Source organism: uncultured Eudoraea sp., assembly GCF_947260015.1.
Classification (GTDB): Bacteria; Bacteroidota; Bacteroidia; order Flavobacteriales; family Flavobacteriaceae; genus Eudoraea.
Map to the genome: position 1 here is coordinate 38,399 of NZ_CAMYOM010000034.1, position 15,296 is coordinate 53,694.

The following is a 15,296-nucleotide window of genomic DNA, read 5'->3' on the forward strand; positions in this document are numbered from 1 at the left end:
ATTATCAAGTATTAAAATACAAAATATTTATTTCCCTATTATGTGCAATACTGTAAATTCTTTTGTTACATGTATTGTATTAGTACCATTTGGCTTTAATTTTTTAATCGGAACTATTTCATTATCTATCTCTATCTCTTTAATATTAAATGGTAAATCAATCAGATTAATTTTAAATGAGTTGTATGAAGTAATAAAAGCCCCATTTTTAAACTGCTGGATTATCAATTCATTTTTCTTACCATTCAATTTAAAATTCCTTAAGCTATAATTTCCTTTGGTGTACTCATAGCCATCCTGTTCATCCTCATAAACTGACGAATTTTCAATACCATACTTAAAGTATACATCCAGGATCAATTCTTCTATAACTTTTTCACCAACATACTGCTGGACAGGGTATTTGGGAATTATTGCTCCTTCTTTTATAAAAATTGGAATCTTATCAATATCCGCGGCAACCCATTTCTCCATTCCTCCTTCTACAACCTCACCAGTCCAAAAGTTATGCCATTTTCCTTTAGGAATGTACATTCTTCTTCCCATTGCGTTTGGTTCCTGTATTGGACAGACTAATATTTGATCCCCAAATATAAACTCATCAGTTCTAAAATGAGTTTGCAAATCTTCCTGATCATAATACACCAAGGGTTTAAGCATGGGTATGTTTTCCTTGGAATATTTCCAAAACATGGTATACAGATAAGGAAGAAGTTGGTATCTTAATTCAATAAACTTCCTTACTATATTAGTCACTTCCTTATCAAATGACCAGGGTTCCTGATCCCCGTGGTCTCCACTTGAATGCACTCGGAAAAAGGGATGAAAGACACCCAATTGTATCCATCTGGCAAAAAGTTCCCCGTTGGGTTGTTCTGCAAATCCTCCTATGTCTGAACCAGTAAAGGACATACCACTCATACACATTCTTTGTACCTGTACATTGGCAATCCACAAATGTTCCCAGGTAGCAACATTATCACCTGTCCAGGTTGAGCTAAAACGCTGGGCGCCTGCATATGCAGCCCTCGTTATAACAAAAGGTCGTTTGGGGTAAACATATTTTTTAACACCTTCATAGGTCGCCCTTACCATTTGAGTGCCATAAATATTATGAGCCTTTCTATGACTACAACGATGACCATCAAAATCGTGTCTGGTATCTAAAGGGGCTGTTTTTGATGGAACTTCCATTATCGCAGGTTCATTCATATCATTCCATACGGCATGGACCCCCGTTTCCGCTATTAGTTCTTTATAGAGTCCTGCCCACCATTTTCTAACCTTTGGATTCGTAAAATCAGGAAAACTACATGCTCCCGGCCAAACTTTACCGCGCATTATAGGGCCATCTCCCCTTTTACAGAAATAATCATTCTCCAAAGCTTCCTGATAAACCCAATAGTCTTTATCTACCTTTATTCCCGGATCTATCATGACCACAGTTTTAAAGCCGTCTTTATATAGATCCTGAATCATGGCTTTAGGATCAGGAAATTTTTTCTTGTCCCAGGTAAAACAACGAAATCCATCCATATAGTCTATATCGAGATAGATAGCATCACAGGGAATTTTAAGGGATCTGAATTTCCTGGCAATTTTCTTAACATTGCTCTCCGGAAAATAACTCCATTTAGATTGATGAAAGCCCAATGCCCATAGTGGTGGGATTTCCGGTGTTCCGGTTAAATCTGTATATGCTTTTACTACTTTGGACATTTCAGGGCCATAAAAAAAGTAGTAATTCATTTCTCCACCGTCTGCCCAGAAACTGGTTATATTTCTTCTTTCATGAGCAAAATCGAAATGAGTTTCAAATGTATTGTCAAAAAATATCCCGTAGGCAATATTATTGTGAAGTCCAACAAAAAAAGGAATTGCCTTATACAACGGATCCTGATCTTTAGTATATGCATATGAATCTGTAACCCAATTGCTTACCCTTTTCCCTTTTAGATTGGAGTGTGTGGCCTTATCGCCCATTCCGTAAAAGCTTTCGGCAGTTTGAGTGATTTTGCTCATCTTTACCGAATTACCCCCAAATTCGTAATTCTCCTCCCAGTGAAAACCAAGTTCATCCTCATTTATAATTTTCCCTTCTAAATCTGAAATCTGGGTTCGCATGGTTTTCTTATCAACCAGAACGATAATCTTAGAAGTAAAAATTAAATATTCTGTTTTGGTTTCTTTGTATTCAAGCTTGTTATAACCCCTGCTGGCATCGGGACTTATTGCATATGAAAAATCTGGTTGAAAAACTTCCTCTGTAGCATATCTGAATCGTATAGCGCTATTGCGCAGTACCGTTATCTCGAGCACAACACCATTCTCTGAAGTAAAATAAAATTTATCTGAATCGCGCTTAAATTCTACAATACTGTTCGGGTATAAATTGCCTTTGTATTCTAATTCTGTATTGGTAATCATAAAGGGAAATTTTAGAGACCCACAAAAAAAAGACTTTAACTTTTAATAGAAAAACGATATTACAACCAATTATGAACTATAACGTTATAGTTGGCTATATTTATTGGAAAACAACCATCCCAAGTGGTGGAATTGTAATTTCAACAGAAGTTTTATGACCATGCCATGGGGTTTTGGAAACTTTTATGCCGGTATTTTTACTTCCGCTTCCACCATATTTTTTGGCATCACTATTAAAAACCTCCTTTAAAGTTCTCTTTTTTGGAATTCCTATTCGGTATCCTTCTCTTGTGACCGGAGTGAAATTACAGGCTATAATTAGGTCATTTTTAGGATCGTGACCGCGGCGGATATATGTAAGTACAGAATTGTCATAATCTCCGTAATCAATCCACTGAAATCCTTCAGGGCTGAATTGTTTTTCATAAAGAGCAGGTGATGAACGATAAAGCTTATTTAGGTCCTTTACCAACTCCTGAATACCAGAGTGAAAATCATATTTTAACAAATGCCAATCGAGGCTTTGCTGAAAATTCCATTCGGAAGACTGCCCAAACTCTGCCCCCATAAATATGAGGTTAGTTCCGGGATGGGTAAACATATATCCAAAAAGCAATCTTAAATTAGCGAATCTTTGCCATTCATCTCCCGGCATTTTATATAATAAAGACTGCTTTCCATATACTACCTCATCATGGGAAAAAGGCAGCATAAAGTTTTCAGTAAAGGCATAGGTCATGCTAAATGTAAGGTCATTTTGGTGGTGCATTCTGTAAATAGGCTCTTTTTTAAAGTATTCCAGGGTATCATGCATCCAACCCATCATCCACTTCATTCCAAATCCCAGTCCTCCTATACTTACTGGCTTTGAGACCATGGAAAAGGAAGTAGATTCCTCGGCGATGGTTTGAATCCCTTTAAAACTGCTATACACCTCCTGATTGAGTTCGCGGATAAACGATATAGCTTCAAGATTCTCATTGTTCCCATAAATATTTGGCTCCCACTCGCCTTCTTCACGAGAATAATCTAAATATAACATTGATGCGACCGCGTCTACACGAAGACCATCTGCGTGATACTGATCCAGCCAAAAGTTGGCATTACTTATAAGAAATGCACGTACTTCGTTTCTGCCATAATTAAATATCAAACTTTTCCAATCCGGATGATATCCTCTTCTTCTGTCGGGATTCTCATACAGGCTGGAACCGTCAAAAAATCCTAACCCATGGGCATCTTCAGGAAAATGGGAAGGTACCCAATCCAGGATGACTCCAATATCATTTTGATGAAGTTTATCAACCAGGAATTTAAAATCTTCTGGTTTACCAAATCTGGATGTAGGTGCAAAATAGCCCGTAAGCTGATAGCCCCATGAAGGATCATACGGATATTCCATAATCGGCATGAATTCTACATGCGTAAAATTCATTTCCTTTAAGTATTTGACCAGATCTTCTGCCAGATCTACATAAGACATAAATTCATTCTCTTTAGTACGTTTCCAGGATCCAAGATGAACTTCATATACAGAATACGGTTTATCTAAAGCATTTTTGGTCTCACGCGTATCCATCCAGTTCTTATCTTTCCATTTATAAGTATTATCCCATACTACAGAGGCTGTATTAGGTGGATGTTGGCAAAATCTTGCAAAAGGGTCTGCTTTCTCAGTTTTTATATCGTTATTATTTGAATGTATTTTATACTTATACAAAGCACCTTGTTCTACTCCCGGAATAAACCCTTCCCAAATACCACTTTCATCCCATCTCACATTAAGCTGATGCTCTCCTTCTACCCAGTAATTAAAATCACCAATTACGGAAACCGATTTGGCCGTAGGGGCCCAAACGGCAAAATATGTCCCCTTCTTACCCTTATGTTTCACAGGATGTGAACCCAAATGATTGTAAAGCCGGTAATGCTTACCCGCTTTAAAAAGATTGATATCAAAGTCTGATAATAAGCTATAGGGAATTACACTGCCCATAATTATGTTGTTAGTTAGGTTCGTTAATAATACTCATAATACCCTGCAATGGTATCACGGCCCATCTGGGTCTTGAATTCATTTCATATCCCAATTCGTAAACTGCCTTTTCAAGCATGCAATACTCTAAAAGAAATATTCGCTCCTGGCGATAACCGATATTTATATTATGTTCCTGTATAAGGCTGGCATAGGTCTCCAGAAAGACTCCAATAAAATAACGATACAAAATCTCACCCGCCAGAAAAAGATCTTCCTGTGAATATGCATATTCCTCCATATGGTTGAAAATTGTTGCATAAACCGCGTAATGAAATGACCGGAAAAGACCTGCTATATCTTTTAAAGGAGGCTGCTTTACCTTCCTGTCTCTAATTGTGCTCTCTGGCTCTCCTTCAAAATCAAGCAAATAAAAATCATCATCCTGAACCAAGACTTGTCCCAGGTGATAATCTCCGTGAACGCGAATCCTTTCTCCTTTGAGTTTGGTCCAGTCAAAGGTTACGAAGCGTTTTCTAATCTCATTTTTCCGCTCCAAAAACTCCTTGGCCAGGTCGAGTGATAAACCTTCCAAACGGTGAAGGTTATTTTCAACAGTATTTAATCTATTTTGAAATTGGTAGAGCAATCTATTCTTTAACCATACCTCGTAATCTCCATTAAAATGAGTGGGTGTGAATGCAGTGTCTTCAAACTCTGACCCTAATGCAATATGCATCTCAGCAGTTCTCCGTGCAAGTACCTGAAGTTTCAGGAAAATATTCAATCCCGCCCAATCAATAATTTCAGGTGGAACGTCTCTTATATTTAATCTTTCAAACAATTCCGTTTGAGGTAACTGATGAACGTTTATCCCCTTATTTTCAAGGTTACTAAAAATATTATGTAATTCTTTCAACATAAAATCCCATGCGTCCCCCTGATTGGGAACCATTTCCTGCATTAGGGCTATGGTAACGTTCACATTATCTGCGTCCAGGATACTTATGCTACCCTGATATGCCGGCGTATTTTTGTACCCTTTGCGCTCCGAAAGGAACTGACTCATTTCAAAATCGGGATTTTTATCTGCATATATCCTTCTGAAGAACTTAATAACAGATTTATCATTGATTATTACAGAAGTATTACTCTGTTCAAGACCCATAAAACGCGATGATTCATAAACAGTATCATGAAATTCCAGGCTTTTATGGTACCTCACACGGGTAGTATCATTTGGTTCTGCGTTGACAATACGCTCAAAAACTAACTTCCTGAAAGCTTCAAGATTTATCGCATCTATAATAAAACCCTCTTGTCCGTTAATACTTAATGGCAGAATTCTTTCTTTTTCAGCAAAATTCTCGTCTGTAACAAACGCAATGGGTAAAAAATAGTGCTGGTAAAATGCTTCTTCAAAGTTCACTTCGAGCAATAATCCATAATATACTTCACCCTTCTGCTGTATCCTAAAATATTCCCGAAGCTCAATATACTTTAGTTTACTCGCTTTACCCCCATACCATCGTTGATTTACCACATAGGCCTCAAGGACATCGGAAAGAAATACTTTAATAAATTTCTTATCATCCAACAAATTTTCCCAGGCTACCTTAAATGAGTAGGGAGGCTGTAGAATAGAATCCTGCTTTTTCTTGGACATTCTTAATTTTTAATATGAAACAAATGAAATGGCAATGCTGGGTGTAATTCTACAAAATTCCACTCATCATACCAAAGATAACTATTGTCCGTGACAAGATCATGCACGGTAACCCCTTGTTCAATATTAAGGGATAAGTCGCCAATGGGAAGTTGCAGCATTCCTCGTTGCGAATAATGCGAGTCAAGATTAATTACAACCAAAACTTCATCCGATTTATCTTCGTTCCATTTATAGAATGCCAATAGATGGTGATTCTCAATATTGCAAAACCTGATATTGTTGGTTTGTTGTAATGCTTCATGATTTTTCCTGGCCTGGTTTAAACGAGTAATGATTAGGATTAATTTATTTTTAATAGACCAATCCCAAAATTTCACCTCATATTTTTCTGAATTCAGATACTCTTCTTTTCCTGGCATGGCATCAGAAATCATATACTCAAAAACTGGCCCGTATATTCCAATATTACCACATAAAGTCGCCGCCAGAGCATAACGGGCAATATGCATGGCCTCATTAGCCCCTTGCAGATGATATGGGTTAATATCCGGAGTATTAGGCCAAAAATTTGGACGGTAATATTCCTTCATCTCTGTTTGGGTCAACTCCTGTATATATTCTATGATTTCGTGCTTGTGAACCCTCCATGTAAAATAAGTGTATGACTGCGAAAATCCCTGCTTGGCCAACTGCTGCATCACCTTAGGTCTGGAAAAGGCTTCCGCTAAAAAAAGTACATCGGGATGTTTCTTTTTAACCTCAGCAATTAACCAATTCCAAAAATAATATGGTTTGGTATGAGGATTGTCTACCCGAAATATTTGTACTCCCAGTCCAACCCATTTTAGCGTCACCGACAACAGTTCTGACCAAAGTTCTTTAAATGCCGGAGATTCAAAATGGAAGTTTACTATATCCTGATATTTTTTAGGTGGATTCTCGGCATACTGGATAGTACCGTCCGGTCTTTTTCTGAACCATTCCGGATTACTGGATATGTACGGGTGATCAGGTGCTGCCTGAAAAGCCAAATCCAATGCAATTTCCAAATCCAGTTCTTTAGCTTTTTTCATAAGACTTTTAAAGTCTTCCTCGGTACCCAGTTCCGGATGTATTTCCTTATGTCCTCCAAGCTTAGAACCTATTGCCCATGGCACCCCAGAATCTCCTTCCTGGGCATTTGTAGTATTGTTTTTTCCTTTTCTGTTAACTTCACCAATTGGGTGTATCGGGGGTAAATAAAGTACATCGAAGCCCATATCAGCTATTTTAGGCAGTAATCGCTGGCAATCATTAAAAGAGCCATGTTTTCCATTCACAGGGGAAGATGACCTTGGAAAAAATTCGTACCAGGTACTGAAATTTGCTTTAAGCCTGTCCACATAAACCTGAAGGTCCTCACTGGTATTAGCCAAAACACGATTTGGATATTTAACAAATAACTTATGTAGTTTATCTGAAATAGCCTGTTTAACAACATTTTCATATAAATCTTCATTTTGAAAAGATTCAATTAAATCATCTATATACTTCTTATCAGCAGAATTTATCTTATTTGACAAGGTTTGCAAATGTTGAACACCGTCTAGAAGTTCACTGTTAACCTGCTGATTATCTTTTAACTTGGCCTCAATACCATGTTGCCAGTTTTGAGCATGATCTACCCATGCTGAAATTCTGTAAATATAAAAGCCCTGCTTGAGTACTTTAAAGGAAACCCTATGGACATCGTTGCCAAGGTGTTCCATACGTGCAGTTTTAAATGATTTCTCGGATGAGTGTTTGTATTGTAGTTCTGCCTGGATTATATCATGTCCATCCACGTTGTTGTCTTAACATAATAATTAGTTAGTTGGGTTTTTGTTAAAAATAGGAAATTATCTGAAATACATTACCCAATAGCCTCAATTTTTGCCGAATTACAAGATAATCCTTTAGTATAATCTATTTTTGGAACGCTTTTTGTTTCCTGGGTTAAGACAATATGTAAAATTTTAAAGAATTAAAAATACAGACTTGAAATATTAATCATTAAACATTTACAATTATGAAAAATATCAAACTACTTTTTGGCGCATTTTTAGCTTTAATTATTCTGTCCTGTGAAGGGCCGATAGGACCTCCTGGACCTCCTGGTTTTGATGGTTTAAACGGCGCGGACGGGGTTAATATTTTAGGACAGGTCCTTGAGATTGAAGGCACTTTTGATGCCGGAAATGAATATTCTCTATTTTATGAATTTCCACAGACAATAGAAGTTTTCGAATCTGATGTTGTATTAGTTTACATTTTATGGGATGTTGCGGAAGATGGTAATGGAGAACCCCTCGATATCTGGCGGTTATTGCCTCAAACTCGTATTTTAGCCCAAGGATTGCTTCAATACAATTATGACTTTACATTTCTGGATGTAAGTGTCTTTTTAGAATCAGATTTTGACCTTGGAACCCTTACCCCCGAATATACAGATAATCAAGTGTTTAGAATAGCCATTGTGCCGGCTGAATTTGCCCAATCCGCTAAAATGGATACTTCGAATATTGGGGAAGTTATGAGCAGCTTAAACATAAGGGAAATAGATATTAGCAGAATACAATTGTAGTAGCATCTATAAATTAAAGAAAAATTATCCCCGCAATATTAATGCGGGGATTTTTTTATGAAGTTATCCTTAACTTTGAAAGGTTTTGAGTTAAAAACAGTCAAATAAATAGAAAAAGAAAAATTAAATTAGTATGAAAAAGTATGTATGCATTATCCTTTTGATTTCCATGGGATGCAAAGGGGTTTCACAGGAAAAAGAAGTAGTTACTGTGGAAGGGGAAGAACAAACAGAAGCATTTAAAGTAGTGAAATCTGAACAGGAATGGCGTAAAGAACTTACAGAAATGCAATTTTATATTCTCAGAAAAGCCGGTACTGAAAATGCCGGATCCAGTGAGTTCTTAAAAAATAAAATGGCAGGGACATATGTCTGCGCAGGATGTGGAACAGCTTTATTTAACAGCGAACATAAATTTGATTCGGGTACGGGCTGGCCAAGTTTCGACAGAGAAATTGAGGGGAACGTAGCGTTTGATGTAGACTACAAAATTGGGTATAAAAGAACCGAAGAGCATTGTGCAGTTTGTGGTGGCCACCTTGGCCATGTATTTGAGGACGGCCCCCGGGAAACCACCGGACTGAGACATTGTATTAACGGAGCAGCCTTACAGTTTGTGCCTGAAGCGCAATAGACCACAATCTGTTAAATACAACTATTATAGGTTTTCATCCAGGCAAAGTAAAATATGAAACTACAGACAGATTACATCAATAGTTTATTATTTGAATGCAAGCGCTATAAATCCCTTGTTGACAATACTTTTATGCAACTGGAGGCTTCAGAAATTCATTGGAAATATGATAGTTCCGGTAACAGCATTGCGATACTGGTAAAGCATTTATCAGGGAATATGCTTAGCAGGTGGACTAACTTTCTTATGGAGGATGGTGAAAAAAAATGGAGACACAGGGACTCGGAATTTGAAGCGTCATACAAGACAAAAAAGGAAATGCTTGTTGCCTGGGAAAGAGGTTGGAACTGCTTTTTTGATGCCCTTAAACAACTAAATCCGGAGAATTTTGAAAATAAAATTAAAATAAGAAACGAACCTCACACGCTTACACAGGCCTTAAACAGGCAATTAGCCCATTATTCCTATCACATTGGTCAAATAGTACTACTTGTTAAGACTATTAAGGGTGAAAACTGAGTGTCACTTTCCATTCCTAAAGGCGAATCAAAAGCATTTAACAAAGTAAAATTCAAAGATTAATTTAAGATTCTTAACGAAGTTTCTAAGCTTTCAATTTGGTTTTGTAACTTTGCGACCTCATAAATCTGAATCACAAAAAATACTGGAATGGGCAAATTCGATATTATTGTTTTAGGGAGTGGACCTGGAGGTTATGTAACCGCAATAAGAGCATCACAACTTGGATTTAAAACTGCTATTATAGAAAAAGAGAATCTGGGTGGTGTATGTTTAAATTGGGGATGTATCCCTACCAAGGCCTTATTAAAATCGGCCCAGGTATTTGAATATTTACAACATGCCGCAGATTACGGGCTAAAGGTAGATGGAGTAGATAAAGACTTTGATGCAGTTGTAAAACGAAGCAGAAATGTGGCTGATGGAATGAGCAAAGGGGTTCAATTTCTTATGAAGAAAAATAAAATTGAAGTTATTAATGGTTTTGGAAAATTGGCCCCCGGAAAGAAGGTAGTTGTTACAGATACAGAAGGTAAGGATACAGAGTATAGTGCAGAACATATAATTATTGCCACAGGAGCCAGAAGCAGGGAACTGCCGGCTTTACCTCAGGATGGGAAAAAAATTATTGGTTACCGCAAGGCTATGACTTTGGAGAAACAACCCAAGAAAATGATAGTTGTGGGAAGTGGCGCCATAGGAATTGAATTTGCCTATTTCTATAATGCTATGGGGACCGACGTAACGGTTGTTGAATTTTTACCAAATATTGTTCCCGTAGAAGACGAAGAGGTTTCGAAACAATTGGAACGCAGTTTCAAGAAAGCTGGAGTCAAAATTAAAACCTCATCTGAAGTTACTCATGTTGACACCTCCGGAGAAGGAGTTAAAGCTACCGTAAAAACCCTCAAAGGAGAAGAAATTCTTGAAGCCGATATAGTGCTTTCTGCAGTGGGCATTAAATCAAATATTGAAAATATTGGCCTGGAAGAAGTAGGTATAGCTACCGATAGAGATAAAATTCTTGTAAATGATTTCTACTTAACCAACATCCCGGGTTATTATGCCATTGGCGATGTTACCGCCGGTCAGGCACTTGCACATGTTGCTTCTGCCGAGGGTATACTTTGTGTGGAAAAAATAGCCGGAATGCACGTAGAACCGCTAGATTATGGGAATATTCCCGGTTGTACCTACTGCATGCCGGAAATTGCGTCTGTTGGCCTCACAGAGAAACAAGCTATAGAAAAAGGCTATGAACTCAAAGTTGGTAAATTCCCTTTTTCTGCAAGTGGTAAAGCACAAGCTTCGGGGAATGCCGATGGTTTTGTAAAAGTGATTTTTGATGCAAAATATGGCGAATGGTTAGGTTGCCATATGATAGGTGCCGGTGTAACAGATATGATTGCGGAGGCCGTGGTTGCACGGAAATTAGAAACAACTGGTCATGAAATCCTGAAGGCAGTTCACCCACACCCTACGATGAGTGAAGCAGTAATGGAAGCTGTCGCAGAGGCCTATGGTGAAGTTATACACCTCTAACAAAGAAAATTCATTAGATTTTGATGCTTAAAACATTTCGAGTTAGCGCGATTCTGGAAGGTATTTCCTATTTGCTTTTATTTAGTTTTAGTATGCCCTTGAAATATTGGGCAAACATCACTGAACCTAATGTTTATATTGGTTATATACATGGCTTTTTGTTTATAGCTTATATGATTTTTGGTTTAACCTTTGCTATGGAAAGGAAAATAGCTCCTAAAAAAATTGTCATGCTTGTGTTGGCTTCTCTTCTGCCTTTTGGTACTTTCTACATGGACGAGAAATATCTCAAACCTCTTTCATCACTATAAAAAACTTCGGATTGCAAGTTCATAACTTTTCAATCCAAAACCCAAAATAACCCCTTTGGCACCGGAAGAGATATAGGAGACATGTCTGAAGTCCTCACGTTTGTGAGTATTAGAAATATGAACTTCAACCACAGGAGTATTAATTGCTTTTACAACATCACCCAAACCCACAGAAGTATGGGTATAAGCAGCTGCGTTAAGTATGATCCCGTCATAGGAAAAACCAACTTCCTGTATTTTATCTATGAGTTCTCCTTCTATATTGGATTGATAATATTCCAGCTGTAGTTCACTAAATTTTGACTGAAGTTCTGCAAAGTAGGAATCAAAGGTTGTACTGCCATAGACTTCAGGTTCTCTTTTTCCCAGAAGGTTAAGGTTTGGGCCGTTTATAATAATAATTTTCATAAGGCTAAAAGTAATAAAATGTATAGTGCAAAAAAAGCACATGAAATACACTTCGTTTTTAATGTTGTTCTAGCTAGTTATTCCGTTGATTTACTCGTATATCAAAACTGGTTAAACCCGTTTCTTTAGCAAGCTGTAATTCTTAATCAGCAGGATAAAAAAACTCTAATCATAAAATTAAAAGAAACAAGCAATATCTTTATACTATGAATTGGAATAAGGCCATAACAGATTTTGAATACTATTTAAAGATAGAAAGAGGTTTAGCGACTAATTCCATTAGCAATTATATAAGGGATGTTGAAAAATTAAAATTATTCCTGAAAAATAATGGAATAGATAAAACTCCTATATCCCTGGATCGTGAAACCTTGCAACTCTTTATCTATGAAGTGGCCAAAGAGGTGGGGCCAAGATCTCAGGCCCGCATAATTTCCGGATTAAAAAGTTTTTTTAATTATTTAGTTTTTGAAGATTACCGAAGGGATACTCCTTTAGATTTAATAGAATCTCCCAAAATAGGCCGAAAACTGCCAGATACACTTTCTACAGAGGAAATAAACAGTCTTATTAACGCTATTGATTTATCTAAACCCGAAGGTGAGCGTAACAGAGCCATGTTGGAAACACTCTATGGATGCGGGCTAAGGGTCTCAGAATTGACCGGACTCAGGATATCCGATCTATTTTTTGAAGAAGATTTTATTAAAGTGACCGGAAAGGGAGATAAACAGCGTTTTGTTCCAATAAGTGATGTAAATAAAAAATATATCAACATCTACCACAAACAGGTTCGCAGTCATCAACTAATTCAAAAGGGATTTGAAGATATTCTATTTCTCAATCGAAGAGGAAAGCAACTTACCCGTGCTATGCTTTTTACTATCATCAAACAACTGGCTATCAAAATTGGTCTTTCAAAAAGTATTAGCCCGCATACCTTCAGACATTCATTTGCTACACATTTATTGGAAAATGGCGCCGACTTGCGCTCTATCCAGCAAATGTTGGGCCACGAAAGTATTACCACTACGGAAGTATATATGCATTTAGACAGAACACATCTGGCTGAAGTGGTTAACAAATTTCATCCAAGACAAAACTAATTACTATCTTCTCTTTTCCTTTATAATCAATGGTTTTAAATCTTTAGATGAAGTATTTCATTTGTTCCGGAAAAAATATGTTTACATTTTATGTGAAAGCATGTAACAATCCGGAAATAAAACCTACTAATAGTTAATTTACTACCAACCCGAAGCGTGAACAAAGAACTGGAACACAAATTTGTTACAGAACTTGAGAACAATCAAAATATTGTTCACAAGGTATGTAGTTTATACACAACAAACAGGGATGCTCATAACGATCTTTTTCAGGAAATAACCATACAGCTATGGAAAGCTTACCCGAAATTCAGAGGAGATTCTAAATTCAGTACATGGATGTACAGAGTAGCTTTAAATACAGCTATTACACTGTACAGAAAATCCAAAAAAAGTATAAAAACACAGGATTTTGATTCTGTGATGTTTAGAATTAAAACAGACGAATATGATGCCACTGAAGAACAACAACTACAGTTAATGTATAAAGCAGTACGACAGTTGGGAGATATTGAAAAAGCATTGGTTTTTCTTTACCTGGAAGACAAAGATTACCGGGAAATTTCTGAGACATTGGGAATTAGTGAGGTGAATGCCAGGGTAAAAATGAACCGCGTTAAAAATAAACTTAGAACCATACTTAATCCCTAAGATTATGATGGATGAATTAGAATTACTAAAGAAGGATTGGCAAAAGAAGGAGGAACACCATCCTAAATTGTCATATGACGAAATTTACAGGATGATTAAAAAGAAGTCGTCATCCACTGTAAAATGGATTTTTTACATAAGTATAATCGAATTTGTCTTTTGGGCGGTGCTCAATTTAATTTCCTATAGTAAGGAATCACTGGAGCTCGAAAAGACATGGCATATCTATGAAATTACATCCACCCTGACAGTGATAAATTATATCGTACTAATTTATTTTATTTATAAATTTTATACCAATTACAAACTCATATCCTTAACGGAATCTTCAAAAAAATTAATGAAAACCATCCTGAATGTTAAAAGAACAGTCACCCAATATGTATGGTTTAACATAGGAATATTTGTAGCTTATTTAATTGTAAGTCTGTATGGTAATCTTAACTATGGTTTGAATAGTGAAAAAATTGCAGAAGCCGCTTCTCAGGCAGGAAATGAAACGCTTTTTTGGGTAATGCTTACTGGAATGGTCCTCGTAGCTATTACCATTGTTCTTATGTTGATCTGGTTTTTTTATAAATTGCTCTATGGAATACTTCTCAGCAGACTTCGAAAAAACTATACTGAATTAAAGAAGCTGGAAGTTTAACTTCTCCATCTGCGTTCTTTATTCTTTTCTTCATATGCCAATAACTCCTTTTCAGGTATTACCTTGAGAAATGACGGATGTTGTTCAATTGCATATTCCAATTTTTCAATGATTGAATCAACCGACTCATTTTCATAATCAATCTCTAATGGTTCTTTAATAACCAATGACTGTAGAATCCCCTTTTTCTTAATAAGTAACCCTTTTTTATCAAACGATCTCCTGAAACCATCTATAACCACAGGTACTACCACAGGTTTGTATCTTTTAATAATATGTGCGGTCCCTTTTCGAAGAGGTTTCCATGGAGTAGTTGTCCCCTGAGGAAAAGTGATGACCCAACCATCATTCAGTGCCATTCCAATATTCGAAATATCACTCATTTTAACTTGTCGGTTCACATCTTTTCCTTCCGCTCGCCAGGTTCGGTCTATACTTACAGAACCTACATACGCAAACATTTTTGTCAGGAGGCTTTTGCGCATGGTCTCTGCAGCGGCAACATAGTAGATATTCAATTTTGGGTTCCACAGGTACCCTATATTTTTTATGGAATCATCCCTTCCGTGTAAACTGGCATTAAATACATGGAACATAGCAACCACGTCCGCAAAATAGGTCTGGTGATTACTCACAAACAAAACATTTTTTTCGGGAAGATTGCGGATTATTTCAGAACCTTCTATTTCAAGCGTATTAAAACCTTTGTAGCGCTGATGGGTAATAAGTCCTAAACTGCGGATTAACCACTTCTTTAGAAATAAAATGTGTCCAAACGGATTTTCCTTAAATAACGTCATAGT

Annotated in this window: 14 protein-coding genes; 8 read left to right on the forward strand and 6 right to left on the reverse strand. The window is 36.9% G+C overall.

The features are described from left to right. Positions 1–27: 27 nt before the first annotated feature. The 4 genes from Q0X66_RS13005 to Q0X66_RS13020 all read right to left on the reverse strand — a co-directional run bounded on the left by Q0X66_RS13005 (position 28) and on the right by Q0X66_RS13020 (position 7,894). The gene (locus tag Q0X66_RS13005; protein WP_297707067.1) at positions 28–2,427 is read right to left on the reverse strand and encodes a glycoside hydrolase family 31 protein; all 2,400 of its coding nucleotides are present in this window, start codon (positions 2,425–2,427) and stop codon (positions 28–30) included. A 100-nt stretch (positions 2,428–2,527) separates the two neighbouring features. After that, a complete protein-coding gene (gene glgB, locus Q0X66_RS13010; protein WP_297707069.1) occupies positions 2,528–4,423 on the reverse strand; it encodes a 1,4-alpha-glucan branching protein GlgB in 1,896 nt (631 codons plus the stop codon). 10 nt (positions 4,424–4,433) lie between these two features. Further along, positions 4,434–6,068, reverse strand: coding sequence for a trehalose synthase (locus tag Q0X66_RS13015; protein WP_297707071.1), 1,635 nt, complete (start codon positions 6,066–6,068; stop codon positions 4,434–4,436). Between the two features lie 2 nt (positions 6,069–6,070). Then, a complete protein-coding gene (locus Q0X66_RS13020) occupies positions 6,071–7,894 on the reverse strand; it encodes a maltotransferase domain-containing protein (RefSeq protein ID WP_366938699.1) in 1,824 nt (607 codons plus the stop codon). Between the two features lie 224 nt (positions 7,895–8,118). Between Q0X66_RS13020 and Q0X66_RS13025 the strand changes: the two genes are divergently transcribed. The 5 genes from Q0X66_RS13025 (at position 8,119) to Q0X66_RS13045 (ending at position 11,679) form a co-directional block, all read left to right on the forward strand. Then, positions 8,119–8,673, forward strand: a complete 555-nt coding sequence (locus Q0X66_RS13025) for a collagen-like protein (RefSeq protein ID WP_297707073.1) — start codon at positions 8,119–8,121, stop codon at positions 8,671–8,673. A gap of 133 nt (positions 8,674–8,806) precedes the next feature. Continuing rightward, positions 8,807–9,307 (forward strand): peptide-methionine (R)-S-oxide reductase MsrB, encoded by a 501-nt coding sequence (gene msrB, locus Q0X66_RS13030; RefSeq protein WP_297707075.1) that lies wholly within the window; start codon positions 8,807–8,809, stop codon positions 9,305–9,307. Between the two features lie 54 nt (positions 9,308–9,361). After that, entirely contained in the window at positions 9,362–9,826 is a 465-nt protein-coding gene (locus tag Q0X66_RS13035) for a DUF1572 family protein (protein ID WP_366938700.1), read from the forward strand. Between the two features lie 150 nt (positions 9,827–9,976). Further along, a complete protein-coding gene (gene lpdA / locus Q0X66_RS13040; protein ID WP_297707077.1) occupies positions 9,977–11,368 on the forward strand; it encodes a dihydrolipoyl dehydrogenase in 1,392 nt (463 codons plus the stop codon). Positions 11,369–11,391: 23 nt separating this feature from the next. Continuing rightward, positions 11,392–11,679, forward strand: coding sequence for a DUF3817 domain-containing protein (locus Q0X66_RS13045; RefSeq protein WP_297707107.1), 288 nt, complete (start codon positions 11,392–11,394; stop codon positions 11,677–11,679). Here Q0X66_RS13045 and aroQ read toward each other — a convergent pair. Beyond that, positions 11,674–12,087 carry a type II 3-dehydroquinate dehydratase gene (aroQ, locus tag Q0X66_RS13050; RefSeq protein WP_297707079.1) on the reverse strand — a complete coding sequence of 138 codons (414 nt, stop codon included), beginning with the start codon at positions 12,085–12,087 and terminating at the stop codon, positions 11,674–11,676. The genes Q0X66_RS13045 and aroQ overlap by 6 nt on opposite strands. Before the next feature lie 206 nt (positions 12,088–12,293). Between aroQ and Q0X66_RS13055 the strand changes: the two genes are divergently transcribed. The 3 genes from Q0X66_RS13055 to Q0X66_RS13065 all read left to right on the forward strand — a co-directional run bounded on the left by Q0X66_RS13055 (position 12,294) and on the right by Q0X66_RS13065 (position 14,493). Continuing rightward, on the forward strand, positions 12,294–13,193 hold the full coding sequence (locus tag Q0X66_RS13055) for a site-specific tyrosine recombinase (protein WP_297707080.1): 900 nt from the start codon (positions 12,294–12,296) through the stop codon (positions 13,191–13,193). Between the two features lie 156 nt (positions 13,194–13,349). Next, positions 13,350–13,844: a sigma-70 family RNA polymerase sigma factor gene (locus Q0X66_RS13060; RefSeq protein ID WP_297707081.1), complete on the forward strand. Its 495-nt coding sequence runs from the start codon at positions 13,350–13,352 to the stop codon at positions 13,842–13,844. 4 nt (positions 13,845–13,848) lie between these two features. Further along, a complete protein-coding gene (locus Q0X66_RS13065; RefSeq protein ID WP_297707084.1) occupies positions 13,849–14,493 on the forward strand; it encodes a hypothetical protein in 645 nt (214 codons plus the stop codon). Here Q0X66_RS13065 and Q0X66_RS13070 read toward each other — a convergent pair. Next, positions 14,490–15,293 carry a 1-acyl-sn-glycerol-3-phosphate acyltransferase gene (locus tag Q0X66_RS13070; protein ID WP_297707085.1) on the reverse strand — a complete coding sequence of 268 codons (804 nt, stop codon included), beginning with the start codon at positions 15,291–15,293 and terminating at the stop codon, positions 14,490–14,492. The two genes, Q0X66_RS13065 and Q0X66_RS13070, sit on opposite strands and share 4 nt — an antisense overlap. Positions 15,294–15,296 lie beyond the last annotated feature (3 nt).

What these genes read in the sequence shown, in the direction of transcription:
- lpdA (WP_297707077.1), top strand. Translation starts at nt 9,977, where the DNA reads ATGGGCAAATTCGATATTATTGTTTTAGGGAGTGGACCTGGAGGTTAT.
- Q0X66_RS13025 (WP_297707073.1), top strand. Translation starts at nt 8,119, where the DNA reads ATGAAAAATATCAAACTACTTTTTGGCGCATTTTTAGCTTTAATTATT.
- Q0X66_RS13005 (WP_297707067.1), bottom strand. Translation starts at nt 2,427, where the DNA reads ATGATTACCAATACAGAATTAGAATACAAAGGCAATTTATACCCGAAC.
- Q0X66_RS13070 (WP_297707085.1), bottom strand. Translation starts at nt 15,293, where the DNA reads ATGACGTTATTTAAGGAAAATCCGTTTGGACACATTTTATTTCTAAAG.
- glgB (WP_297707069.1), bottom strand. Translation starts at nt 4,423, where the DNA reads ATGGGCAGTGTAATTCCCTATAGCTTATTATCAGACTTTGATATCAAT.
- Q0X66_RS13045 (WP_297707107.1), top strand. Translation starts at nt 11,392, where the DNA reads ATGCTTAAAACATTTCGAGTTAGCGCGATTCTGGAAGGTATTTCCTAT.
- aroQ (WP_297707079.1), bottom strand. Translation starts at nt 12,087, where the DNA reads ATGAAAATTATTATTATAAACGGCCCAAACCTTAACCTTCTGGGAAAA.
- Q0X66_RS13015 (WP_297707071.1), bottom strand. Translation starts at nt 6,068, where the DNA reads ATGTCCAAGAAAAAGCAGGATTCTATTCTACAGCCTCCCTACTCATTT.
- Q0X66_RS13035 (WP_366938700.1), top strand. Translation starts at nt 9,362, where the DNA reads ATGAAACTACAGACAGATTACATCAATAGTTTATTATTTGAATGCAAG.
- msrB (WP_297707075.1), top strand. Translation starts at nt 8,807, where the DNA reads ATGAAAAAGTATGTATGCATTATCCTTTTGATTTCCATGGGATGCAAA.
- Q0X66_RS13065 (WP_297707084.1), top strand. Translation starts at nt 13,849, where the DNA reads ATGATGGATGAATTAGAATTACTAAAGAAGGATTGGCAAAAGAAGGAG.
- Q0X66_RS13055 (WP_297707080.1), top strand. Translation starts at nt 12,294, where the DNA reads ATGAATTGGAATAAGGCCATAACAGATTTTGAATACTATTTAAAGATA.